Here is a 20,927-nt window from a genome sequence, read left to right on the forward strand (position 1 = left end):
GCTCCAGCGCGGTCAGCAGCGCCGCCGTCACCCGGCGCGGGTCCACCCAGGCGTCGCCAGGCGCCAGCAGCCCGCCACGTACGGACGGGGCCAGCATGGGCTCCAGGCGGCGGCACTCGCGCCCGGTCAGGCGCTCGACCGTCAGCCCCAGCTTCTCCATGAACGCCGCCAGCTCGTCCAGCGCGGCCAGGTCGTCGGCGCCGAAGGCCACGTCGAGCGTGCCGTCCGAGCGCAGATCAAGCAGGTCACCACCGCCCGAGCCAGGCCCCGTGCGCGATGCGAGACCGCCGCCCGGCGAGGAGGCGACGCCGACCTCCGCACCCACCTCCGCGGTGAGTTCGGCGGCGAAGGCGGGCCAGCGGCGCAGCGAGGCCGCCCCCAGCCGCAGCAGCGGCGCCTCGGTGTAGGCCACCTCGCTGACCGGGGCCAGCATCCCCGCGGCCGCGTGCGAGGCCCCCATGCCCGGGGCCGGGTCGACGACGGTGACGGGCCGCCCCTCGCGTGCCAGCCGCCAGGCCACCGACAGCCCGACGACCCCGCCGCCCACGATCACGTCCACCTGCGCTCCCTTCGCCGGCATGATCCGGATCAGGTGTCTTGCGGTCGAAGGCCCGGCAAAGCCTTCCTCTCAGCCCGGTTACGGCCGGACTCCCGCGCGTCTTACGTCCACAGCCTACGGCCTCGGTGACGGACGCACGCACCGCCCCCGTTATGGTCATGAACGTGAACCATGTCGTGGTGGTGGGAGCCGGCCTGGCCGGAGTGCGTACGGTGGAGGCCCTGCGCGGGCGCGGCTTCACCGGCCGGATCACCCTGCTGGGTGAGGAGCGCCATCGGCCCTACGACCGGCCGCCCCTGTCCAAGGCCGTGCTCAAGGGCGAGGCCGACACGAGCTTCGTCGACACCGACCTGCACGTCATGGAGGTCGACTTCCGCCCGGGGGTGAGCGCCAAGTCGCTGCGCGCGGGCGTCGTGGAGACGACCGAGGGCGAGCTTCGCTACGACGGCCTGGTCATCGCCACCGGCGCCGAGCCGATCAGGCTGCCCGGCGACGGCCACCAGCACGTCCTGCGCACCCTCGACGACGCCCACGAGCTGCGGGCCGTGCTCGTGCCCGGCGCCCGCGTCGTGGTCATCGGCGCGGGCTGGATCGGCGCGGAGGTGGCCACCGCGGCCCGCCGCGCCGACTGCGCCGTCACGGTCGTCGAGAGCGCCGCCACCCCGCTCGCCACCGCCGTCGGCACCGGGATCGGGGCCCGCACCCTGCCCTGGTACGACGGCATCGACCTGCGTCTGGGCACCATGGTCGAGTCGGTCGACGAGGGCGGCGTACGCCTGGTGGGCGGCGAGTTCGTCGAGGCCCACGTCGTCGTGACCGGCATCGGCGTGCGTCCCGCGATCGAATGGCTGGCCGGCGCCGACATCGACCTGCACAACGGCGTCGTGACCGACGAGCACCTGCGCGCCTCGCTGCCCGGCACCGTCGCCGTCGGCGACTGCGCCGCCTGGTGGTCGCGCCGCTGGCGGACCAGGCTGCGGGTGGAGCACTGGGACACCGCGCTCAACGCCCCCGAGGTGGCCGCCGCGACGCTGCTGGGGGAGGAGGCGGTCTACGATCCGGTGCCGTACTTCTGGTCCGAGCAGTTCGGCCACATGCTCCAGTACGCCGGCCACCACCCCGCGGGAGAGCGGCTCGTCTACCGGGGCGAGCCCGAGGGCAAGTGGTCGGCCGTGTGGCTCACCGAGGGCGACACGCTCGCCGCGGTGCTGGCCGTCGACCGGCCGCGCGACCTCGTCCAGGGGCGGCGCATCATCGAGGCCGGCCACCGCCTCGACGTGGAACGCCTGGTAGATCCACAGGTCTCCCTACGAGATTGTGTTGTTTGAGCAAGCGCGCCATGTGGTAGTTGTGGTTTCGTGACGCTTTCTGTTGCACAGATCGACCGGGAGACCGACCAGCTCGTCGACGAGTGGCTCACTCTCCCCGAAGTGGCCACGCGCCTCGACCTTCCGCTCGGGCGGGCCAAACAACTCCTCAAGGACCACAAGCTCCTCGGCGTGCGCCGGGGGAGCGGCGGGCCGCAGGTGCCCGCGGTGTTCCTCGACGGCCAAGACGTGATGAAGGGCCTGCCCGGCACGCTGACCGTGTTGCTGGACGCCGGCTACGACGATGTCGAGTCGCTGCGCTGGCTCTTCACGCCAGACGAGTCCCTGCCGGGGTCGCCCATCCAGGCGATCAAGGCCGGTCGTCACACCGAGGTGAAGCGGCGTGCCCAAGCCCTCGCTTTCTGACGCCCGCCTCTACCTCTGCACAGACGGCCGCCGCGACCGCGGCGACCTGGCGGAGTTCCTCGATGCGGTGCTGGCCGGCGGAGTGGACATCATCCAACTGCGGGAGAAGGGCCTCGAGGCGCGCGAAGAACTCGCGCTCCTCGAGCACTTCCGCGACGCCTGCGACCGGCACGGCAGGCTGCTGGCCGTCAACGACCGGGCGGACCTCGCCCACGCCGCCCGCCCCGACGTGCTCCATCTGGGGCAGGACGACCTTCCCGTGACGGTCGCGCGAGAGATACTCGGCGACGACATCGTCATCGGACGGTCCACCCACTCCGCCGCCGAGGCTTCCGCCGCGGCCGTGGAGGAGGGCGTCGACTACTTCTGCTGCGGGCCCGTCTGGCCCACCCCCACCAAACCCGGCCGTCCGGCCCCCGGCCCGCCGCTGCTGGCGCACGCGGCGGCGCTGGGCACGTCGCGGCCGTGGTTCGGGATCGGCGGCATCGACCTGGGCAACCTCGACGACGTGATGTCGTACGGGGTGAGCCGGGTGGTGGTCGTTCGCGCGATCACCGACGCCGACGATCCCGGCGCGGCGGCCGCGGAGTTCGCCAAACGCCTCGCAGCGGGCTGAACCTCCCCGAGGCGCCCGCCTGACCGGCGGGCGCCCCCTACCCTGCGCGGGGCCTCAGGTCTTGCGCGAGGTGGCCGCGATCGCCAGCTCGGCCAGCGCCGTACGCGCCTCCGAGGTGACCGGGGCCGATTCGAGGGCCGCCAGCGCCTCGCCCAGGTAGTCGCCGATCAGGTCCTCGCACTCCCGCAGCGCGCCCGTGTCGTCGATGATCTGCCGCAGCGTCTCGACCCCGTGCTCGTCCAGCCCGGGATCGCCCAGCAGCCGCCGCACGGTCCCCGCGTCCGCGGGGGAGGCCGCCGCCAGCGTACGGGCGATGAGCATCGTACGCTTGCCCTCGCGCAGGTCGTCGCCCGCGGGCTTGCCCGTCTGCGCGGGGTCGCCGAACACCCCGAGGACGTCGTCGCGGAGCTGGAACGCGATCCCGACCCGGCGGCCGTAGCCGGTGCACAGCTCGTCGATCCACGGCGCCTTCTCGCGGGCGGCGAGCGTCAGGCCGAGCCGCAGCGGCTGCTCCACCGAGTATTTGCCGCTCTTGTACAGCGCCACCCGCAGCGCCGACTCGAACGTGTTCTCCCCGTTCGCCTGCTCCAGCAGGTCGAGGTACTGGCCGCACATCAGCTCGCTGCGCATGTGGTCGTGGACGGGCTGGGCCGCCTCCAGCGACTCGCGTGGCAGCCCGCTGCGCCGCCACATCTCGCCCGACCAGATCAGCAGCAGGTTGCCCAGCAGGATCGCCGCGCCCTCGCCGAACTGGTCGGCCGAGCCCTGCCAGCCCGAGCGCACGTGCATCGCCTCGAAGCGGCGGTGCGCCGACGGCATGCCCCGGCGCAGGTCGCTCTTGTCCATGACGTCGTCGTGCACCAGCGCGCTGGCCTGCAGCAGCTCAAGGGAGGCGGCGGCGGTGAAGATGCCGGGCACGTCGGTGCCGCCGGCGCCGCGCCAGCCCCAGTAGCAGAAGGCCGGGCGCAGGCGCTTGCCGCCCGACAGCAGCTCGTCGGCGGCCTTGCGCAGCGGCGCGAAGTCGGGCTCGCCGCCCGCCGGCAGCCGCCGTTCGACGAACTCCGCTAGGGCGCGCTCCACCTGCGCGCGCAAGGTGCCCATGCCGGCGGCGTCAGTGGTCATGCCATGAGACTAGTGGCCGTACGGCCGGGCACGGATGTCCAGGTGTCTCCAGTGACCCGGTGGATCGGCGGAACTGACGGTAACCTTGGGCCCATGGCGCTTGGTCGATCCTCCATCCGGCCCGATCGTGTTCCCACCGTCCGCGACATGCTCGCCTCCGGCGCGCGGTCGTTCTCCTTCGAGTTCTTCCCACCGAAGACCGACGAGGGGGCGCGGCAGTTGTGGCGCGCGATCAGGGAGCTGGAGTCGTTGCGGCCCACGTTCGTGTCCGTGACGTACGGGGCGGGTGGGTCCACCCGTGACCGCACGGTCGACATCGTCGAGCGGATCGCCCACGACACGACGCTGACCCCCGTGGCGCACTTCACCGCGGTCAACCACTCCGTGCGCGAGCTGCGCCACCTCGTGGGCCGCTTCGCCGACGCGGGCGTGCGCAACATCCTGGCGGTGCGCGGCGACCCGCCCGGCGACCCGGCCGCCGAGTGGGTGCGCCATCCCGAGGGCGTGCTCTACGCCGAGGATCTCGTACGGCTGATCCGGCAGGCCGGAGACTTCTGCGTCGGCGTGGCCGCCTTCCCCTACAAGCATCCGCGCTCGCCGTCCATCGAGTCCGACACCGAATACTTCGTCCAGAAGTGCCGGGCGGGGGCCGACTACGCGATCACCCAGATGTTCTTCCAGGCCGACGACTACCTGCGGTTGCGCGACCGGGTGGCGGCCAAGGGCTGCGACACCCCGATCATCCCGTGCATCATGCCGGTCACGCAGATGAGCACGATCGCCCGCTCGGAGCAGCTCTCGGGCGCCCCGTTCCCGCCCGGCGTGGCGGCGCGCTTCGAGGCGGTCAAGGACGACCCGGCGGCGGTGCGGCGGCTCGGCATCGACCACGGCGCCGAGCTGTGCCAGCGCCTGCTCGACGAGGGCGCGCCGGGGATCCACTTCATCACGTTCAACCGGTCGAGCGCGTCTCGCGAGGTGTTCGAACGACTCGACCAGGTCTCCCTCTCGGCCTGACCGCCGCTGAAACCGGGTCCGGGCAGTGGGGAGCCCGCCACCCGCCCGCAGGGGGACCGGGCGGGTGACGGGCAGGGGACAGTAGCCATGGAGTAAAGGTGCCGTCACTTTCTGTCATGAATGGTGCCCGCACGTCATGCTCGGCAAACCCGTGGGCCACAGGGACCTCAGTCGTGAAGCCCAGGTAAAGGGGGAGGGTGGCCGTCAGGGGAGCGGCAGGGGGCGGCCCGCGATCGCGTACTCCTCGTGGCCGCCCGGGAAGACGAACGCGGTCAGCAGGTCCGTGAAGCCCATGCTGGCGTAGAGGTGGCGGGCGGCCGTGGGCTGGTCGTGGGTCGACAGGATGGCCGAGCGCTCGCGGCGGCCGGCGCACAGGGTGCGGATCATGGCGCGGCCGATGCCCTTGCCCTGGTAGTCGGGGTGCACGTGGATCTCGGCCAGCTCGAACGCGTGCCCCATCCAGGCGTTGGCCGCCTCGGGGCCGAGCCGCTCGGCCAGGCCCCGCAGGACGACGTCGTGCCACCACTGTCCCGGCGCGCCCTGGAAGCCGTAGGCGAAACCGACGATCGGGAATTCGGGGACAGAAGCCGCGTCTAGCGACGAATCACGCAATTCTGCGAAATAGCACTGGAAATAGGGATATGTCGAGTGATTTCGCATGATGGTCTTGCGGCCGGCGATCTGCTCCTGCGGGGGATTCATCGCCGCCGTGTAAATGCCGATCACCGTCTCCAGCCGTTCGGCGAACTCGGCCGGACCGGCTCCGCGAAACTCGATCACCCGTCGCACATTACTCGACGTCGACCGGTGTGCCCCCGGTGATGCGCACCAGTTCGTCGAACGTGGTCGGGAACACCGTGTGCGGGTGCCCGCCGGCCGCCCACACCACCTCGTGCTTGCTCAGCCAGTTGTCCACCAGGGTCCGTACGGGCGCCGGATGCCCGACCGGCGCCACCCCGCCGATGGGCTGGCCGGTGGCCTGCCTGACGAACTCCGGGGTGGCCCGGCGTACCCGCTCGACGCCCGCCGTACGGGCGATCAGCTCGACGTCCACGCGATGCGCGCCGCTGGTCAGCACGAGCAGCGGCGACCCGTCGGCGTCGAAGATCAGGCTGTTGGCGATCGCGCCCACCTCGCACCCGAGCTGCGCCGCCGCGGTCGCCGCCGTGGGGGCCTTCTCCGGCAGGACGACGATCTCACCCTGCGCGCCCACTTCACGCAGCGCGGATTCAACGACGACGGCGTTCGCCGGCAACTTCTCAGACATGGGGACACTCTAAACAGGTTGGCGCTCCGATTACCCCTTGTTGGTAAGTGGTATAGGGTCTCCTGATCTGTTGGTGAATGGTGGGAGAGGTGGTAAACGTGGGGGTTCGACGGCTGCCCGGAGTGGCTGCTCTCCTGACGGCCGGAGCGGTCGTCATCTCGGGTTGCGGAACGCGGGCGGCGCAGGTCGAGGATTCCGCGCCCCCTGCGCCATCCGCCGCCTTAGACACCACGCGGGCCACCCCGCCCGCCGCGGGGCAGGGCGGACCGGCCGCCACGCAGGCACCGGTGGCCGCCCCGCGCAAGACGCTCAAGCTGGGCGCCAAGGGCAAGTCGGTCACCTGGCTGCAGGAGCGGTTGAAAGAGCTGGGCTACCGGCCGGGCAAGGCCGACGGGCGTTACGGCGGCACCACGCTGGCGGCCGTGTGGGCGTTCCAGAAGGTCAACGGCATCAAGCCGACGAGCACCATCGCCGATCGCACGTGGGACGCGCTGGAGACGCCGAAGACGCCGAAGGTGCTGGCCGCGAACGGCAAGCCCACCCGCGCCGAGGTCGACCTGACCAAGCAGATCATGGTGCTGTACGTCCGCGGCGAGGTGAAGCTGATCACCCACGTGTCCTCTGGCAGCAACGTCCCGTACTGCGAGACCGCCGACTGGCAGGGCAAGACGCAGCGCTTCTGCGGCTCGGCGAGCACGCCGACCGGCAACTACCGCACGACGTGGCGGGCGAGCGGCTGGCACAAGTCGTACCTGGGCGAGCTGTACAACCCGATCTTCTTCAACGGCGGGATCGCCTTCCACGGGGCGCTGTCGGTGCCGCTCTACCCGGCCTCGCACGGATGCGTCCGCCTGCCGATGAACGTGGCACAGGAGCTGCCCAAGCTGCTGGGCAAGGGCGTGCCGGTGCACGTCAGGGGCAAGTTCAAGCGCGTCTGAGCGGCCCTCGTGGCCGGGCGCTGACGGTATAACGCCCGGATAACCGGATGTGGTGACGGGCCGGTTATCGGGGTTTTGGTGGGCTTCCTCCGGACTTTCTGGAGGAGCTCATGACGACTGCGTTCGTGGCGAGGCCGCCGGCGCCCGCCGCGCTCGGAAGCCCGGCCGGGCCGCGGCGGGTGTGGTGGCTGCTGGCCGCCGGGTGGGCCGCACAGGTGGTGCTGCGGCTGTGGTTGTACCGCTATCACACCGGGCCGGTGGCGAACCCGGACGAGGTCGGCTACCTCCTCGCCGCCCGGTGGATGGCGGGCGGGGCCGGGGCCGATCTGTCCGGCACGACGTTCTACCAGGCCGGGTACGCGCTGCTGCTGGTCCCCGCGTTCTGGCTGACCTCCGACCCGGTGACGGCGTACCGGCTGGTGGTCGTGGCGGGGACTTTGGTGGCGGCCGGCGCGTACCCGGTGGCGTACGTGCTGCTGCGCCGGCTGCGCGCGGGCCGGGGTACGGCCCTGGCCGTGGCCTTCGCGGTCGGGCTGTCGCCCGCGCTGATGCTGTTCGCGGGGCTGGCGCTGGCAGACGCGATCCTGCCGGTCGTGGTGCTGGGCTGGCTGATCGCGGTGCACGACTTCGCCGCCCGCGGCTCGGTACGGGCCGGGATCGCGATGGGCGGACCGGCCGCGTACGCGATGTCGGTCCACCTGCGCGGAACCGTCATCCTGGCGGTCACCCTGCTCACCGTGGCCGTGCTGGCCCGGCGGGTGCCGCGCGTGGCCGTGATCGCGGCGCTGGCCTGCGCGGTCGCCGGCGCGGCGGCGGGCTGGGCGCTCAACGCACTGCTGCAGGCCGAGCTGTATCCCACCGGGACGCGGGACCTGGGCGGCCTGCTGCTCACCCGGCTCACCAGCCTGGAGGGCCAGGCGTGGGCGCTGTCGGGGGCGGCCGGGCAGCTCTGGTACCTCGTCGCCGGCACGTGGGGCCTGGCGGGCGTCGGGTTGTCGGGCGCGGCCGTCCTGCTGGCGCGGCGGGCCGCGCCCCTCGCGCAGCGCGTCGTGGCCGGTGCGCTGCTGCTGGCGACGCTGGGCATCGCGTACGCCTCCTCGGCCGCACTCCCCGACGAGCACCGCGTGGGCAACTACGCCTACGGCCGCTACCTGGCCTGCGTCGCCGTGGCCTGGACGCTGGCCGGGATGCTCACGTTGCTGCGCGGGGGCCGCCCGGCGGCGGCCCGGCACGCGGCGGTCGCCGCCGGGCTGCTGGCCGTGACCGGCGGGGTGACCCTCTGGTACGCGGGCGACCGGCTGGAGCGCTACGCCTTCATCGCGTTCGACTTCCCTGAGGTGATCTTCCTTACTGGTGAGCCCGGCGCGTTCGACCTGGTCGGCGCGTCGCTGTCGGCCCTGGCGCTGCTGGCCTGCCTGGCCGGTTCCGCCCTGCTCAGCCCTCGCCTGGCCGGGCCGCTCGCCGTGGGTGTGCTGATGCTCGTCCACGGCGCGTTCGCGGTGCACCTGGCGCCCCGCCCGCCCACGCCGGGCCGTGACTGGCTGCCCGCGCCGGCCCTGGGCGGGGTGGCGGTGGACGCCCGGGTGGCGTGGAGGGTGCGGCTGCCGCTGGCGTACCGGGTGTGGTGGACGGAGATCGAGCGGTTCGCCGGCCCGCCGCCACCGGGCGCCTGCACCGCCGTCGTCCCGCCGGACGCCGCGCCGCCCGAGGGTTGGGCCGCCACCGGCGAGGGCGGCGTCCGCCAGGGCTGGACGAGCTGGGCGAACCGGCGCTGCGGCTGACCACGGACCGCCGCCCGAGGCGGTCTCAGGGCTCGGCGTCTCGCGCGGTGGCCGCCTTGGTGGCGCGCCTGCCCTGGGCGGCGGTCATCGACATCCCGACGGCCTGGACCAGCCCGGCGGCCAGCAACAGGACGGCCGTGAACGGCTGCCAGGCGGGCAGACCGGCGACGAAGTCGGCAGAGCGCAGGGAGCCCAGGATCCTGACGGGATTGACCAGCGCCACGAGGAAGCCCAGCGCGTACGGCAGGATGAGGAAGCCCGAGACCACCAGCAACGTCGTCCGGCCGCGCCTCGGCCGCAGCAGCAGCGCCCCGATGACGGCGACGGCCAGCGCCACCACACCGGTGACCAGAGCGGTCAGGCCGGTCAGTTGCCAGGTGTCCAGGCCCAGCGAGGTCATCCCGGAGTCGTCGATCCGGCCGCCTTCCCACGAGGGGCCCGCGACCTGCTCCCGCACCGCCGCCCGGACGGCCGTGTGACCGGCGCCCGCGTACGCCGCGACCAGGACCGGCCCCAGCCCCAGCAGGACCAGACCGACCGGCCGCCCGAACCCCGCCATCCGCTCTCCTCTTCGCCTGATCCGCCCGGCTCCGGTTGACAGCCTCTCAAAGGAACGCGGTCTCCGGCGAACCGGGAGCCCTCAGCCCAGGACTCGGCCCAGGGATGGTCTCGGTCAGGGGACGGCCTCGGTCGGGGGACGGTCTCAGCCGAGGGGCGGCTCACTCAGGGGACGGTCTCAATCGAGGGCGGCTCAGTCGAGAGTGCGCAGCCCGGACAGCGCGACCTCGGAGGCGCGGCGAGCGACCGCCCACACCTCCTCCAGCGAGCGGTGGTGCTCCAGGTTGACCATCGCCGCCAGCTTGATCGCCCCGATGAGCGCCCCGACGGCCGCCGCCGCGTCCTCCTGGGTCAGCCGCTCGGGGAACGCTTCGTACAGGGCCTTGGAGATCCTGATCTGGCTGTCGAACAGCAGGAGCAGCGCCCGTGCCTGCAGCGCGGGCTCGGTCAGGATGAGCCGCGCCCGCAGCGCCGCGTCCTCGGGTGTCAGGCCCTCGTAGGCGGCCGCCTGCTCGAAGCTCTGCTCGATGATCCTGAGCAGCACGCCGGTCACGGAGTCGCCCGGCCTCCTGGTGGCCAGGGTCGTGACGGCCATCTCCAGCCGCTCGTGGGTGTCGTAGAAGACGACGTCTTCCTTGCTGGCGAAGTAGCTGAAGAACGTACGCGTCGAGACGTCGGCCCTGGCCGCGATCTCCGCCAGGGTGGTCTCCTCGAACCCCTTGTCGTCGAACAGCCGGAGCGCCGCCTCGATCAGCGCCTGGCGTGTGCGCTGCTTCTTGCGCTCCCGCAGTCCCACCATGGGCGGAACTATACTGCATGGTTTTATTGTTTTCACCCATTGAAATTTTGCATCCAGAGAGGTTTTCTGGATGCTGAGCCAGGAAAGGAGCCGGAACATGTCCGAACTGACCCTGCCCACCGCTCGCCAGCGCCCCCTCGATCCGCCCGACGAAGTCACGAGACTGCGACAACAAGCGGCGATCCACCGCATGACGTACGCCGACGGCCACCAGGGCTGGCTCGTCACCGGTTACGCCGCGGCCCGCGCGATACTCGCGCACCCCCACTTCAGCAACCTCGCCGAGAACATGCACCCGCCCATCGCGGCCAGGATGGAGCTGCGCAAGGAACCGGAGTTCCGGTCCCCGCCCGGCTTCTTCCTGCGCATGGACGCGCCCGAGCACACGCGCTTCCGCAAGCTGCTGACCGGTCAGTTCACGGTGCGGCGGATGAAGATGCTCGAACCGCGCATCGAGGAGATCACCAACGCCTGCCTCGACGCCATGGCGGCCGAGGGCGGGCCGGTGGACCTCGTCGAGGCGTTCGCGCTGCCGATCCCGTCGCTGGTGATCTGCGAGCTGCTCGGCGTGCCGTACGAGGAGCGTGAACAGTTCCAGAAGGACTCCAAGATCCTGGTCAACCTCGAGACCAAGTCCGCCGACGCCGTGGCGGCGATGCGGCGGATCTGGGCGTACCTGCACGGGCTCATCGAGCGCAAGCGCAAGGACCCGGCCGACGACCTGCTCAGCGGGCTCATCGAGGGCGGGGAGCTGACCGACGAGGAGCTGACCGGAGTCGGGGTCCTGCTGCTGATCGCCGGGCACGAGACGACGGCCAACATGCTCGGGCTCGGGACGTACGCGCTGCTCACCAACCCCGCCCAGCTCGCCGCCCTGCGCGAGGACCCGTCCCTGATCGACAACGCCGTCGAGGAACTGCTCCGCTACCTGACGATCATCCACCTCGGGCCGATACGCACGGCGCTGGAGGACGTCGAGATCGAGGGCACCACGATCAAGGCGGGCGAGTCGGTCACCATCCACCTGCCCGTCGCCAACCGCGACCCCGCGCGCTTCGCCGACGGCGAGGACCTCGACGTCACCCGCCCCGCCGGTGGGCACCTGACCTTCGGCCACGGCATCCACCAGTGCCTCGGCCAGCAGCTCGCCCGCGCCGAGATGCGCATCGCCTACCCTGCGCTGCTGCGCCGCCTGCCTGGCCTACGCTTGGCGGTAACACCCGAGGAGGTGCCGATGCGCTCGGAAATGAGCATCTACGGAGTCCACCGCCTCCCTGTCACTTGGTAGGTCACCATGAAGATCAAGGCAGATGAATCGGTGTGCATCGGGGCGGGCATGTGCGCGCTGACGGTGCCGCAGGTGTTCGACCAGAGCGAGGACGAGGGCACGGTCGTCCTGTTGCAGGACGTGCCCGCGCAGGAGCTGGAGGACGCCGTCCGCCGCGCTGTGACGCTCTGCCCGTCGGGGGCCATCTCGGTCGAGTGACCGCCTTGACGTCCCTTTGAGACACCGGTCCTAGCACCGCTTCGCCGTCGCCGCAGCTAGACCCGCGGCGGCGGCCCTGTCGTTTCCGCACGCCTCCCCGTTCGGGTCTGTACGCCTCCCCGTTCGGGCCAGAAGCACCCGCCCGACACCGGACCTCCAGGTGGGGCCCGCCAGGCATCAGGGCCCTCAAGGGGCTTCTCGGGCGCGAAGCGGTCGCCAGGAAGCCCACGAACGGAAGCCCACGAAGCGCCCCGCAAGCGCCCTCAACACGTGCCCCAAGCCCGCCCTCAACACGTGCCTCAAGCCCGTGGGCTGGGGCCCGGAGGCGGGGCGGGCGTCCATGCCAGACCTTGACCGGCCACACCGGGCACCGACCTGTGGCTCCGCGGAAAACGGCGGTTGCGGGCGGCGGGCGGGTTATGAGGGACCGGATGGGCCATGAGGGGTGGACCGCACATGGGCGGGCGGCCCCAGGCCGAGGAAGGACGGCCCCAGGTCAAGGATGGACGGCCCCAGGAAGGGAGCGATGAACCAGGGACCAAGGCGCAATGGATCCGGGGGAGCGGGTGACCCGGCACGATGTGAAGGCCAGGAAGCAACGAGCGATGGATCCGGGGCGAAAAGGGACGACCGGACTATGGGACCGGGCAGAGCTTGGTGACCGGCGAGGGCTATGGGGGCGGATCGGGGTCGCGGTGCCGGTCGTGGGCGGGCCCCGAGGTCAGCCCGCCAAAGGGACGTCCACCGGGATCTGGGGCTGACCGGGGACGCCCAGAAGGTCTTCGATCGTCGAGACGAAGGTCTCGGCCTCGGCGAGGATCTCGTCGGCGTCGGCCGCGCTGATCCGCCGCACCATCCCCGCCTCTGCGGCGGCGCGCTTGGCGGCGGTCATCGCGAAGTAGGCGGCCCACTCCGCCAGACTCGGCTCCGCCTCGGGGAGCAGGTCCCAGGCGCTGCGCAGGCGGCGCCGACGGCCCTCCATCGGACGGGGACGGGCGGCCAGGATCGCCGCCGCCGCTCGCAGGGCCGCCAGGTGGGCGGCAACGTATCGGGATGCCGGGGTGCGAGCGCCGGTCGCCTCCGCCAGGCATGAACGTGAGTCGGTCAGGTGTGCCCGAACCGCAGGCGACAGCCGGGGCCCGGGCGTTTCTCTAGGCCGTGGTGCCATCTTGCGCGCCTCCTTTGGAGTCGTGGGCGGCGCCGGCGTCCGCGCCGGTGAAGCCAACAATCGCAGACGCCACCGACATTTCCGCCGGGCCGGCCGGACGAGGAGCTTCCCCTCTCCCCGTCCGGCCAGGACACGCCCACTCGTCTCCGCCGACGACGAGGACGCGCCCTTCGCCCGAGGAGCCTGGCCACGGGGATCGCTTGGGGAAGCGAACGGCCCGCGACCAGGTCCTGGTGACGTTGAGCCGCGAGCCTCACCGTCACTGGATCGAACATAATTTCGATCACCCTCGGTGTCAACCTGTTCCACGAACATAGGTTCGATGATGTTGAAGAGAAAGCACCGACACGCGACAGAGCCCGCCGGTCCGCAGGGCCAAGCACGAACGGAAGCCCGCCGCTCCACGGCGCCCCGGCACGTACGAGCGGAGGCGGCGCCGGTCCGCACGAGAGGGGCCCGGGGGTGGGCGTGCGCAGGTGGAGGCCGCCTCTGAGGGCGTCCCTGGCTCGTGGCGTGCGGATCCGGGCACGCATGGTTGCGCCGGGTGGCGCGGCGAGCCCAGTGCGGACGTCTGCGAGCGTCCTCAGGGCTGGCACGGTTGCGTGCGGGGTGAGGGTGGGCGGGTGCCGCTCGTGTGTGGGGCAGACGCCGCCCCTGGCGCGCTGGGCGGTGCCGTGGGTGCGCGGCGGGCAGCCCGTGGGCGTGTGGCGGGCAGTGCGGCGGGCGGACGTGCCCATGATGGCCAGGGCGTCGAGGGAGACCGGGCGCACACGGCCGGGTGGCGTGGCAGGCGGGTCGTGCAGGGACCGCCGGACGGTGCGGGAGGTGGGTGGTGCGAAGCAGGGGCGTGCGGGGATCGCCGGATGGCGCGGGAGGCGGGTGGCGCGGGAGGTGGGGCGCACCCGCATGGCCGGGTGGTGCGGAAGGTGGGTGACGTGGGGCCCGCAGGGTGGTGCGGGAGAGGGGACGCGCGGGGATTGCCGGGTGGCGCGGGAGGTGGGGTGCGCGTATGGCCGGGTGACGCGGGAGGTGGGGTGCCCGTATGGCCAGGTGGTGCGGGAGAAGGTGTGCGCGGAGGCCGTCAGGTGGTGGGGCCGGTGGAACGCGTAGGCGCGGCCGAAGGGTGTGGGAGGAGCGTCGCACGGGCTGGGAGGTGGGGCGCGTAGGCGCGGCCGGGTGTGCGCGGAAAGTACGTCGCGCGGGTACGGCGGTGGGGTGCGTGGGTGGTGCCGGGGGCTCGCGGGGAGGCGGGAGCCCCCGGTTGAGCGGGTGGGCTCAAAGACGACCTCGGGCCGGGCGGCGGGCGGAAGCGCGCCGGCCCGAGGTCACAACGACCTCAGGACGGCCTCAGAAGGACTCCACGGCCCGACGGGCCTCGGCGTCGAGGACGCCCCAGCTGATGAGTTCCTCCGTCAGCTCGCTCGGCGACTTGTCGTAGATCACGGCCAGGGAGCGCAGGTCCTCCTGGCGGATCGACAGCACCTTGCCGTTGTAGTCGCCACGCTGGCTCTGGATCGTGGCGGCGTACCGGGCCAGGGCGCCGGCCTTCTCCTTCGGCAGCGTCGCCAGGCGCTCCAGGTCGATCACAAGCTTGGGCGTCGGCCCGAGCGGGCTGGGGGCGGCGCCGCCCGGCAGCAGCTCGGAGACGGGCACCCCGTAGAAGTCGGCAAGCTCGGCAAGCTTCTGCACGGTCACCGCTCGGTCGCCACGCTCGTACGAGCCCACGACCACGGCCTTCCACCTGCCACGCGACTTCTCTTCGACTCCATGCAGGGACAGGCCCTGCTGGGTGCGGATGGCGCGGAGTCGTGCACCCAGCGACTTTGCGTACTCAGACGGCATCGTGTGGCCCCCCGGCTCTCGTATGTATCGCTCTCAGTAGATTGTGCTCCCTTGCGGCGTATGCCCGGACCACCGGGGGGTCTGGTGCCAGGCTCGGCACCATCGGTAGCCATGGCCCTGGGTTTACCCCAGAACGCCGCGAGGTGTGGTTACGCACAGTGACGGTAAAGGGGTGGACGCCTGAGGTCAAGCTGATTGGAAAAAAGATGCCGAATCCGGTCCGGTAGGGATCGCCGCAAACGCCCCCCATGTCCCACTGGTAACACTACTTCGTCACAGTTTGACGAGACTCCGCCGCCCTGGTCAGGGCAGTCAGGGCTGCCGGGTGAGAATCATGACCGGGCGGGTCGAGGCCCTGACGATCTTGATCGAGGTGTCCCCGAGGAAGACCCGCCTGAGTGGCCCGGTGTCGCTGGAAGCGCATATGATCATCTCGCCGGGCAGCCACGAGGTCGTCCCGAGCGCCCGGGCCACGTTGCCGCCCTCCAGCACCTCGACCTCCACGGCCAGCCGCCGCCGCTGCCCCCGCGCCGCGGCACGCAGGTCCGCCGCGGCCTGTTCGCGCAGGCGTACGAGCATCTCCTCCGCGATCCTCGCCCGCCTGCCGGCGCTGACCACCAGGGTGACCCGCCGCAGGGGCACGTCGAGCGCGACGGCGGCCCTGGCCGCGTCCTTGACCGCCAGGTCGCAGCCGGGGCCGCGGCGGTAGGCGACGGTGAGGCGGTCGAAGGCGGCCGGCGGCGCCTCGCCGTAGCCGCGCGGCGCGAGCAGGACGGGAACGGAGGACGAGTGCAGGAGCTGGTCGGCGGTGCTGCCCACCGAGATGCGCCCCCTGCCGCCGCCCGGGGCCGAGCCGATCACCACCACGCCGGCGCCGCGCCCCCGCGCCAGCTCCACCAGCCCGCGTCCGCTGCCCCGGTGGGTGTGGACGACGTACTCGGCCGGGTCGCCGGCCAGCTCGCGGGCCTGCGCGAGCGCCGCCTCGGCCTGCTCGCGCAGGTACGCGCGCCAGGCGCTCTCCTCGGCCCGCGCGGGACCGGGCACCGACGTGGCGGGCGGCCGTACGGTCGCCACGGTCAGGCGGGCGTGCGCCTGGTCCCTGAGCAGTACGGCCAGCGCCAGCCCGTCCCTCCCCCTGGGCCCCGGCACGTATCCGGCCAGCACGTCGTCCAGCCTCATTCACCGCACCTCGGCGTTCAGCCGCGAATGGCCGTAGCCGTACAGGAAGTAGCAGACCAGGCCCGCGAGCATCCACAGCCCGAAGGCCAGCCAGGTCACCCTGGCCAGCCCCGCCATGACCACGACGCACAGGATCGCGCCGAGCACCGGCGTGACCGGGAACAGCGGGGTGCGGAAGCCGCGCGGCAGCTCGGGACTGCGGCGGCGCAGCACGAGCACGCCGACGTTGACGATGGCGAAGGCGAACAGCGTGCCGATGCTGGTGGCCTCGGCGAGCTGCCCCAGCGGCACGAGCCCGGCCAGCACCGAGACGAACGCCGCCACGATGAGCGTGTTGGCGACGGGCACCTGGCGGCGCGGGTTCACCCGCTGGAAGACGCGGGGGATGAGCCCGTCGCGCGACATCGCGAACAGGATGCGGGTCTGGCCGTAGATGGTGGTGAGCACGACGCTGGCGATGGAGATGACGGCGCCGAACGACACGACCAGGCCGGGCCAGGTGGCTCCGGAGGCCAGGTCGGCGATGTGCGACAGGCTCGCCTCGGTGCTGCGGGAATCGAAGTCGGTCCACGGCAGCGCGCCGACGGCGGCGACGGCCACCAGCATGTAGACGACCGTCACGAGGACCAGCGACAGGAGGATCGCCAGCGGCAGGTCCCGCCTGGGATTCCTGGCCTCCTCACCGGCGGTGGAGGCGGCGTCGAAGCCGATGTAGGAGAAGAAGACCTGCGAGGCCGCGGCCGTGATGCCGGCCACCCCCATGGGCGCGAACGGCGCCAGGTTGCGTGAGCTGAAGGCCGTGAACGCCACCACGCAGAAGAACACCAGCACCGCGACCTTGACCAGCACGAAGACGGCGTTGGCCGTGGCGCTCTCGGAGGCGCCGTACAGCAGCAGCCAGGTGGCCAGCAGCACGATGACGATCCCGGTCACGTTGACCACGCCGCCCTCCTGGCCGGGGGAGCGGGTGATCGCCTCCGGCAGCTCGAAGCCGGACAGCGAGCGCAGGAACGCGTTGAGGTACTCGCCCCAGCCCACGGCCACGGCCGCCACGGAGACGGCGTACTCGAGCATCAGGCACCAGCCGCAGACCCAGGCCACCAGCTCGCCCAGCGTCGCGTACGCGTAGGAGTAGGACGAGCCGGACACCGGGATCGTCCCGGCCAGCTCGGCGTACGACAGGGCCGAGAACAGCGCCGTGACCGCCGCCAGCGCGAACGCCAGCACCACCGCGGGCCCCGCCTTGGGCACGGCCTGCCCGAGGATCACGAAGATGCCGGTGCCCAGCGTCGCGCCGACGCTGAACAGCGTGAGCTGCCACAGCGACATCGTGCGCCGCAGCTCGCCGCGCCCGCCCTCGGCCACGATGCGCTCGGTGGGCTTGGTACGGAGCAGCCGCCGGGCCAGCGTCACCGGACACCCCTACAGCGTGCTCGTCAGGGGCCACCTGCCGTTGGGGGTGACGATCGTGCCCGCGGTGCCGGCGAGGATGCCTACGGCGTCGTCCAGCCTGCCGATGGCCGCCATGTCGCCGGTCTTCTCCACGAACCGGCAGGCCGCCTCGACCTTCGGCCCCATCGACCCCGCGGGGAAGTCGAGCGCGCGCAGCTCGTGCGGCGTGGTGTGGCCGATCTCGCGCTGCTCGGGCGTGCCGAAGCCGCGCATGACGCGCGGCACGTCGGTCAGGCTCAGGAACGCGTCGCACTCCAGGGCCTCGGCCAGCAGGGCGCCGGTCAGGTCCTTGTCGACGACGGCCTCCACGCCGGTCAGCCGGCCGCGCTCGTCGCGTACGACGGGGATGCCGCCGCCGCCCGCGCACACCACGATCACGCCCGCGCCGATCATCTTGCGGATGAGGCGGGTCTCGACCACGCGCTGCGGCGCGGGGGAGGGGACCACCCGCCGCCACTGCCGCCCGTCGGGCCGGACGGTCCAGCCGTGCTCGGCGGCCAGCTTCTCCGCCTGCTCGCGTTCGTAGACCTGGCCCACGAACTTGGCGGGCCGCTCGAAGGCCGGGTCGACGGCCGAGACCAGCGTCTGCGTGACCATGGCCAGCACCGGACGGCCGGGCAGCGCGTTCTGCAGGGCCTGCTGCATCCAGTAGCCGATCAGCCCCTGCGTCTGCGCGCCCAGCGCGTCGAACGGGTACGGCCTGCTCAGGCTGGGGTCGGCGGCGCTCTCCAGCGCCAGCAGCCCCACCTGGGGGCCGTTGCCGTGGGTGATGACCAGCTCGTGCTCCCTGGCGAGCTGGGCCAGCGGCTTGACGGCCGCGCGCACGTTGGCGAGCTGCACGTCGGCGTCCGGCCGCTGGCCGCGCCTGAGCACCGCGTTGCCGCCCAGCGCCACGATGACCCGCATTCAGTCTCCCAAGGTCGCGACCATGATGGCCTTGATCGTGTGCAGCCGGTTCTCGGCCTGGTCGAAGACGATCGAGCGCGGCGACTCGAACACGCTCTCCGTCACCTCCAGCGCGTCGAGCCCGGTCCGGTCGAAGAGGTCGCGCCCGACGGCCGAGCGCCGGTCGTGCAGGGCGGGCAGGCAGTGCATGAACTTGACCGACGGGTTGCCCGTGGCCCGCACCACGGCGTCGTTGACCTGGTAGGGGAGCAGCAGCTTGATCCGCTCGTCCCAGATGGCGGCCGGCTCGCCCATCGACACCCACACGTCGGTGTAGAGGAAGTCGACCCCTTTGACGCCCTGGTTCACGTCGTCGGTGACGGTGATCCTGGCGCCCGTCGAGGCGGCCACCTTCTCGGCCGGCACGACCACCTGGCCAGGGTCGGGCCACAGGGCCCTGGGCGCGACCACGCGGACGTCCATGCCGAACATGGCGCCCGTCACCAGCAGCGAGTGGCCCGTGTTGTTACGCCCGTCGCCCAGGTAGGCGAACGACAGCTCGCGCAGCGGCCGTTCGCCGTGCTCGCTCATGGTCAGCGCGTCGGCCAGCGTCTGCGTGGGGTGCCACTCGTCGGTCAGCCCGTTCCACACCGGCACCCCCGCCAGCGCGGCCAGCTCCTCGACGTCGGCCTGGCTGGCGCCGCGGTACTCGATGCCGTCGAACATGCGACCCAGCACCCGCGCCGTGTCGCCGACCGACTCCTTGTGCCCGATCTGCGAGCCGGCCGGATCGAGGTACGTGACGTGCGCCCCTTGGTCGTGGGCGGCCACCTCGAACGCGCAGCGGGTGCGCGTGGAGGCCTTCTCGAAGATCAGCGCGATGTTCCTGCCCCGCAGCCGCTGCCGCTCGGTACCGGCGTGCCTGGCCGACTTCAGCTCGGCCGACAGCCGCAACAGGAACCCGAGCTCCTCGGGCGTGAAGTCCAGCTCCTTGAGGAAGCTGCGGTTGCGCAGATCGGATGTCATCGGATCACGTTCCCCCTAGACGGCGTCACGTTCGAGCGGGCAGCTCATGCAGCGCGGCCCGCCGCGCCCCCGTCCCAGTTCGCTGCCCCTGATCGTGATCACCTCGATGCCGTTGTCGCGCAGGTGGTTGTTGGTGGTGGTGTTGCGCTCGTACGCGACGACCACGCCGGGCTCCAGCGCCAGCCCGTTGCAGCCGTCGTCCCACTGCTCCCGCTCGGCGGCGTACACGTCCTGATGTGGCGTCAGGACCGTGATGTCCGGCAGGTCGAGGGCGTTCGCGATGGCCTTGTGCATGTGCTCAGGGGGGTGGTCGGTGACCTTCAGCTCCTTGGAGGTCTCCCCGGGCTCGATCGTGTACGCCGGCAGCATCCCCAGGCCCGCGTACTCGGTGAACACCCCCACGTCCAGCATGGTCATCACGGTGTCGAGATGCATGAACGCCCGCGCCTTCGGCATGTCGAGCGCGACGATCACGCGCGCGGAGCCGGCCTCGAACAGCCGCTGCGCCAGCATCTCGACCGCCTGCGGCTGGGTGCGCTCGCTCATGCCCACCAGCACCGCGCCCCGGCCGATGACCAGCACGTCGCCGCCCTCGATGGTGGCCGGCGCGACCGCCTGGCCCGGCATCCAGCAGTGGTATCCGCCCTGCCCTGGCCGGTTGAAGCCGTCCGCGAACGTCGGGTGATACATGTAGACGGCCTCCATGTTGACCGTCTCCCGCATGCGGGCCTTCTTCTTCATCGCGTTGATCGACACGCCGTCGTAGATCCAGCACGACGTGTCGCGCGTGAACAGGTGGTTGGGCAGCGGGGGCAGGATGAAGTCGTCGTCGGCCGTGGCGTGGAACGTCACCGACTTGGGGTCGCAGCCCAGCTCCCGCAGCTCGCGCTTGGTGATGCCGCCCGTGAGGTAGACCTGCAGCGTCGCGGAGTCCATCCCGTCGAGGGTGTTGCGGATGTCGTCGATGGCGACCGGGCCGAGCCAGCGCTCGTGGATGACCGCGTCGAGGATGTGCTTGCGCGCCTCGGGGATGTCGATCGTCTCTCTGAGCAGGTCGGACAGCAGGTGGACGCGGATGCCCCGGTCGGTGAGCACCCGCTGGAACTCCTCGTGCTCCTCGACCGCGCGGTGGACCCACAGCACGTCGTCGAAGAGGAAGGCGTCTTTACTGGTCGGGGTGAGCCGTTTCAGCGCCAGGTCCGGCTCGTGCAGCAGGACCTGCCGCAGTCGCCCGACCTCGGAGTCGACATGGAACGTCATCTCAGCTCTATCCCCCTCCCCGGCGCGGAAGTCACGCGTGGCGCCCGCCCCCGCGCCCGGGTGACGTGCCCCGCGCGGCCCGCCCCGACACGGGCGGGAGCCGGGAAATTACCTGATCCGGGAGGTCGCCCGGCGGCCGTCCGGTGTGCCCGCCCGCGTGAGGGCGCTCACGTCGTGGCTGGTAGCCCCTGGTACTGTGTGTCCCGACCGACACCCTTTAAGACCCGTCCCGTGAGGCGGGA

The 20,927-nt window shown here is 71.9% G+C and carries 21 protein-coding genes and 1 riboswitch; of the genes, 8 read left to right on the forward strand and 13 right to left on the reverse strand.

Annotated elements, in window-relative coordinates; all coding sequences use genetic code 11:
* Positions 1–580 (reverse strand): FAD-dependent oxidoreductase (locus ABD844_RS38590; protein WP_344889589.1); only part of this gene is annotated, 580 nt, incomplete at its 3' end.
* A riboswitch (TPP riboswitch) is annotated at positions 549–665 on the reverse strand. (Overlaps the previous gene by 32 nt.)
* A gap of 52 nt (positions 666–717) precedes the next feature.
* Here ABD844_RS38590 and ABD844_RS38595 point away from each other — a divergent pair.
* From ABD844_RS38595 to thiE, 3 genes are read left to right on the forward strand one after another with little or no spacing between them, the layout of a single operon-like run.
* A complete protein-coding gene (locus ABD844_RS38595; RefSeq protein ID WP_344889591.1) occupies positions 718–1,887 on the forward strand; it encodes an NAD(P)/FAD-dependent oxidoreductase in 1,170 nt (389 codons plus the stop codon).
* A 30-nt stretch (positions 1,888–1,917) separates the two neighbouring features.
* Entirely contained in the window at positions 1,918–2,292 is a 375-nt protein-coding gene (locus tag ABD844_RS38600) for an Rv2175c family DNA-binding protein (protein ID WP_344889594.1), read from the forward strand.
* Positions 2,270–2,908, forward strand: a complete 639-nt coding sequence (gene thiE, locus ABD844_RS38605) for a thiamine phosphate synthase (RefSeq protein ID WP_344889597.1) — start codon at positions 2,270–2,272, stop codon at positions 2,906–2,908. Before ABD844_RS38600 ends, thiE begins: the two co-directional genes overlap by 23 nt.
* A 54-nt stretch (positions 2,909–2,962) precedes the next feature.
* Here the strand turns inward: thiE and ABD844_RS38610 are convergent, their stop codons facing one another.
* A complete protein-coding gene (locus tag ABD844_RS38610) occupies positions 2,963–4,030 on the reverse strand; it encodes a polyprenyl synthetase family protein (protein WP_344889599.1) in 1,068 nt (355 codons plus the stop codon).
* A 93-nt stretch (positions 4,031–4,123) separates the two neighbouring features.
* Here ABD844_RS38610 and metF point away from each other — a divergent pair, with 93 nt between their 5' ends.
* Positions 4,124–5,044 carry a methylenetetrahydrofolate reductase [NAD(P)H] gene (gene metF / locus ABD844_RS38615; RefSeq protein WP_344889602.1) on the forward strand — a complete coding sequence of 307 codons (921 nt, stop codon included), beginning with the start codon at positions 4,124–4,126 and terminating at the stop codon, positions 5,042–5,044.
* 204 nt (positions 5,045–5,248) lie between these two features.
* Here metF and ABD844_RS38620 read toward each other — a convergent pair whose 3' ends face one another.
* Positions 5,249–5,824 (reverse strand): GNAT family N-acetyltransferase, encoded by a 576-nt coding sequence (locus ABD844_RS38620; RefSeq protein WP_344889605.1) that lies wholly within the window; start codon positions 5,822–5,824, stop codon positions 5,249–5,251.
* A gap of 10 nt (positions 5,825–5,834) precedes the next feature.
* Positions 5,835–6,311 (reverse strand): YbaK/EbsC family protein, encoded by a 477-nt coding sequence (locus ABD844_RS38625; protein WP_344889608.1) that lies wholly within the window; start codon positions 6,309–6,311, stop codon positions 5,835–5,837.
* A 98-nt stretch (positions 6,312–6,409) separates the two neighbouring features.
* On the opposite strand from ABD844_RS38625, the gene ABD844_RS38630 reads away from it, so the two are divergent.
* Together ABD844_RS38630 and ABD844_RS38635 are read left to right on the forward strand one after the other, a co-directional pair.
* Entirely contained in the window at positions 6,410–7,249 is an 840-nt protein-coding gene (locus ABD844_RS38630; protein WP_344889611.1) for a L,D-transpeptidase family protein, read from the forward strand.
* Positions 7,250–7,359: 110 nt separating this feature from the next.
* Entirely contained in the window at positions 7,360–9,030 is a 1,671-nt protein-coding gene (locus tag ABD844_RS38635) for a hypothetical protein (protein WP_344889614.1), read from the forward strand.
* A gap of 25 nt (positions 9,031–9,055) precedes the next feature.
* On the opposite strand, the gene ABD844_RS38640 is transcribed toward ABD844_RS38635, so the two are convergent.
* Together ABD844_RS38640 and ABD844_RS38645 are read right to left on the reverse strand one after the other, a co-directional pair.
* Positions 9,056–9,589, reverse strand: a complete 534-nt coding sequence (locus ABD844_RS38640; protein WP_344889617.1) for a hypothetical protein — start codon at positions 9,587–9,589, stop codon at positions 9,056–9,058.
* A gap of 192 nt (positions 9,590–9,781) precedes the next feature.
* The gene (locus ABD844_RS38645; RefSeq protein WP_344889620.1) at positions 9,782–10,387 is read right to left on the reverse strand and encodes a TetR/AcrR family transcriptional regulator; all 606 of its coding nucleotides are present in this window, start codon (positions 10,385–10,387) and stop codon (positions 9,782–9,784) included.
* 97 nt (positions 10,388–10,484) lie between these two features.
* Here ABD844_RS38645 and ABD844_RS38650 point away from each other — a divergent pair, with 97 nt between their 5' ends.
* The gene (locus ABD844_RS38650; RefSeq protein WP_344889623.1) at positions 10,485–11,675 is read left to right on the forward strand and encodes a cytochrome P450; all 1,191 of its coding nucleotides are present in this window, start codon (positions 10,485–10,487) and stop codon (positions 11,673–11,675) included.
* A gap of 6 nt (positions 11,676–11,681) precedes the next feature.
* A complete protein-coding gene (locus tag ABD844_RS38655) occupies positions 11,682–11,873 on the forward strand; it encodes a ferredoxin (protein ID WP_344889625.1) in 192 nt (63 codons plus the stop codon).
* Between the two features lie 721 nt (positions 11,874–12,594).
* Here ABD844_RS38655 and ABD844_RS38660 read toward each other — a convergent pair.
* The 7 genes from ABD844_RS38660 to ABD844_RS38690 all read right to left on the reverse strand — a co-directional run bounded on the left by ABD844_RS38660 (position 12,595) and on the right by ABD844_RS38690 (position 20,685).
* A complete protein-coding gene (locus ABD844_RS38660) occupies positions 12,595–13,356 on the reverse strand; it encodes an SAV_6107 family HEPN domain-containing protein (protein WP_344889628.1) in 762 nt (253 codons plus the stop codon).
* Between the two features lie 1,032 nt (positions 13,357–14,388).
* On the reverse strand, positions 14,389–14,883 hold the full coding sequence (gene bldD / locus ABD844_RS38665) for a transcriptional regulator BldD (protein WP_026214021.1): 495 nt from the start codon (positions 14,881–14,883) through the stop codon (positions 14,389–14,391).
* 312 nt (positions 14,884–15,195) lie between these two features.
* Positions 15,196–16,062 carry a universal stress protein gene (locus ABD844_RS38670; protein WP_344889631.1) on the reverse strand — a complete coding sequence of 289 codons (867 nt, stop codon included), beginning with the start codon at positions 16,060–16,062 and terminating at the stop codon, positions 15,196–15,198.
* Positions 16,063–17,475, reverse strand: coding sequence for an amino acid permease (locus ABD844_RS38675; protein ID WP_344889634.1), 1,413 nt, complete (start codon positions 17,473–17,475; stop codon positions 16,063–16,065).
* Between the two features lie 9 nt (positions 17,476–17,484).
* Positions 17,485–18,420, reverse strand: coding sequence for a carbamate kinase (arcC, locus tag ABD844_RS38680; RefSeq protein WP_344889636.1), 936 nt, complete (start codon positions 18,418–18,420; stop codon positions 17,485–17,487).
* On the reverse strand, positions 18,421–19,425 hold the full coding sequence (gene argF / locus ABD844_RS38685; RefSeq protein WP_344889639.1) for an ornithine carbamoyltransferase: 1,005 nt from the start codon (positions 19,423–19,425) through the stop codon (positions 18,421–18,423). It lies immediately after the preceding gene.
* A 15-nt stretch (positions 19,426–19,440) separates the two neighbouring features.
* Complete coding sequence (locus ABD844_RS38690; protein ID WP_344889641.1) at positions 19,441–20,685, reverse strand: arginine deiminase; 1,245 nt, start codon at positions 20,683–20,685, stop codon at positions 19,441–19,443.
* Positions 20,686–20,927 lie beyond the last annotated feature (242 nt).

It is taken from the genome of Nonomuraea antimicrobica, from assembly GCF_039536965.1.
In the GTDB taxonomy this organism is placed as follows: domain Bacteria; phylum Actinomycetota; class Actinomycetes; order Streptosporangiales; family Streptosporangiaceae; genus Nonomuraea; species Nonomuraea antimicrobica.

Bases quoted from the DNA above. Each gene is read 5' to 3' on its own strand.
- ABD844_RS38670 (WP_344889631.1), bottom strand. From the start codon at position 16,062: ATGAGGCTGGACGACGTGCTGGCCGGATACGTGCCGGGGCCCAGGGGG.
- ABD844_RS38610 (WP_344889599.1), bottom strand. From the start codon at position 4,030: ATGACCACTGACGCCGCCGGCATGGGCACCTTGCGCGCGCAGGTGGAG.
- arcC (WP_344889636.1), bottom strand. From the start codon at position 18,420: ATGCGGGTCATCGTGGCGCTGGGCGGCAACGCGGTGCTCAGGCGCGGC.
- ABD844_RS38655 (WP_344889625.1), top strand. From the start codon at position 11,682: ATGAAGATCAAGGCAGATGAATCGGTGTGCATCGGGGCGGGCATGTGC.
- bldD (WP_026214021.1), bottom strand. From the start codon at position 14,883: ATGCCGTCTGAGTACGCAAAGTCGCTGGGTGCACGACTCCGCGCCATC.
- ABD844_RS38660 (WP_344889628.1), bottom strand. From the start codon at position 13,356: ATGTTCGTGGAACAGGTTGACACCGAGGGTGATCGAAATTATGTTCGA.
- ABD844_RS38625 (WP_344889608.1), bottom strand. From the start codon at position 6,311: ATGTCTGAGAAGTTGCCGGCGAACGCCGTCGTCGTTGAATCCGCGCTG.
- ABD844_RS38595 (WP_344889591.1), top strand. From the start codon at position 718: ATGAACGTGAACCATGTCGTGGTGGTGGGAGCCGGCCTGGCCGGAGTG.
- ABD844_RS38690 (WP_344889641.1), bottom strand. From the start codon at position 20,685: ATGACGTTCCATGTCGACTCCGAGGTCGGGCGACTGCGGCAGGTCCTG.
- ABD844_RS38635 (WP_344889614.1), top strand. From the start codon at position 7,360: ATGACGACTGCGTTCGTGGCGAGGCCGCCGGCGCCCGCCGCGCTCGGA.
- argF (WP_344889639.1), bottom strand. From the start codon at position 19,425: ATGACATCCGATCTGCGCAACCGCAGCTTCCTCAAGGAGCTGGACTTC.
- ABD844_RS38645 (WP_344889620.1), bottom strand. From the start codon at position 10,387: ATGGTGGGACTGCGGGAGCGCAAGAAGCAGCGCACACGCCAGGCGCTG.
- metF (WP_344889602.1), top strand. From the start codon at position 4,124: ATGGCGCTTGGTCGATCCTCCATCCGGCCCGATCGTGTTCCCACCGTC.
- ABD844_RS38650 (WP_344889623.1), top strand. From the start codon at position 10,485: ATGTCCGAACTGACCCTGCCCACCGCTCGCCAGCGCCCCCTCGATCCG.
- ABD844_RS38640 (WP_344889617.1), bottom strand. From the start codon at position 9,589: ATGGCGGGGTTCGGGCGGCCGGTCGGTCTGGTCCTGCTGGGGCTGGGG.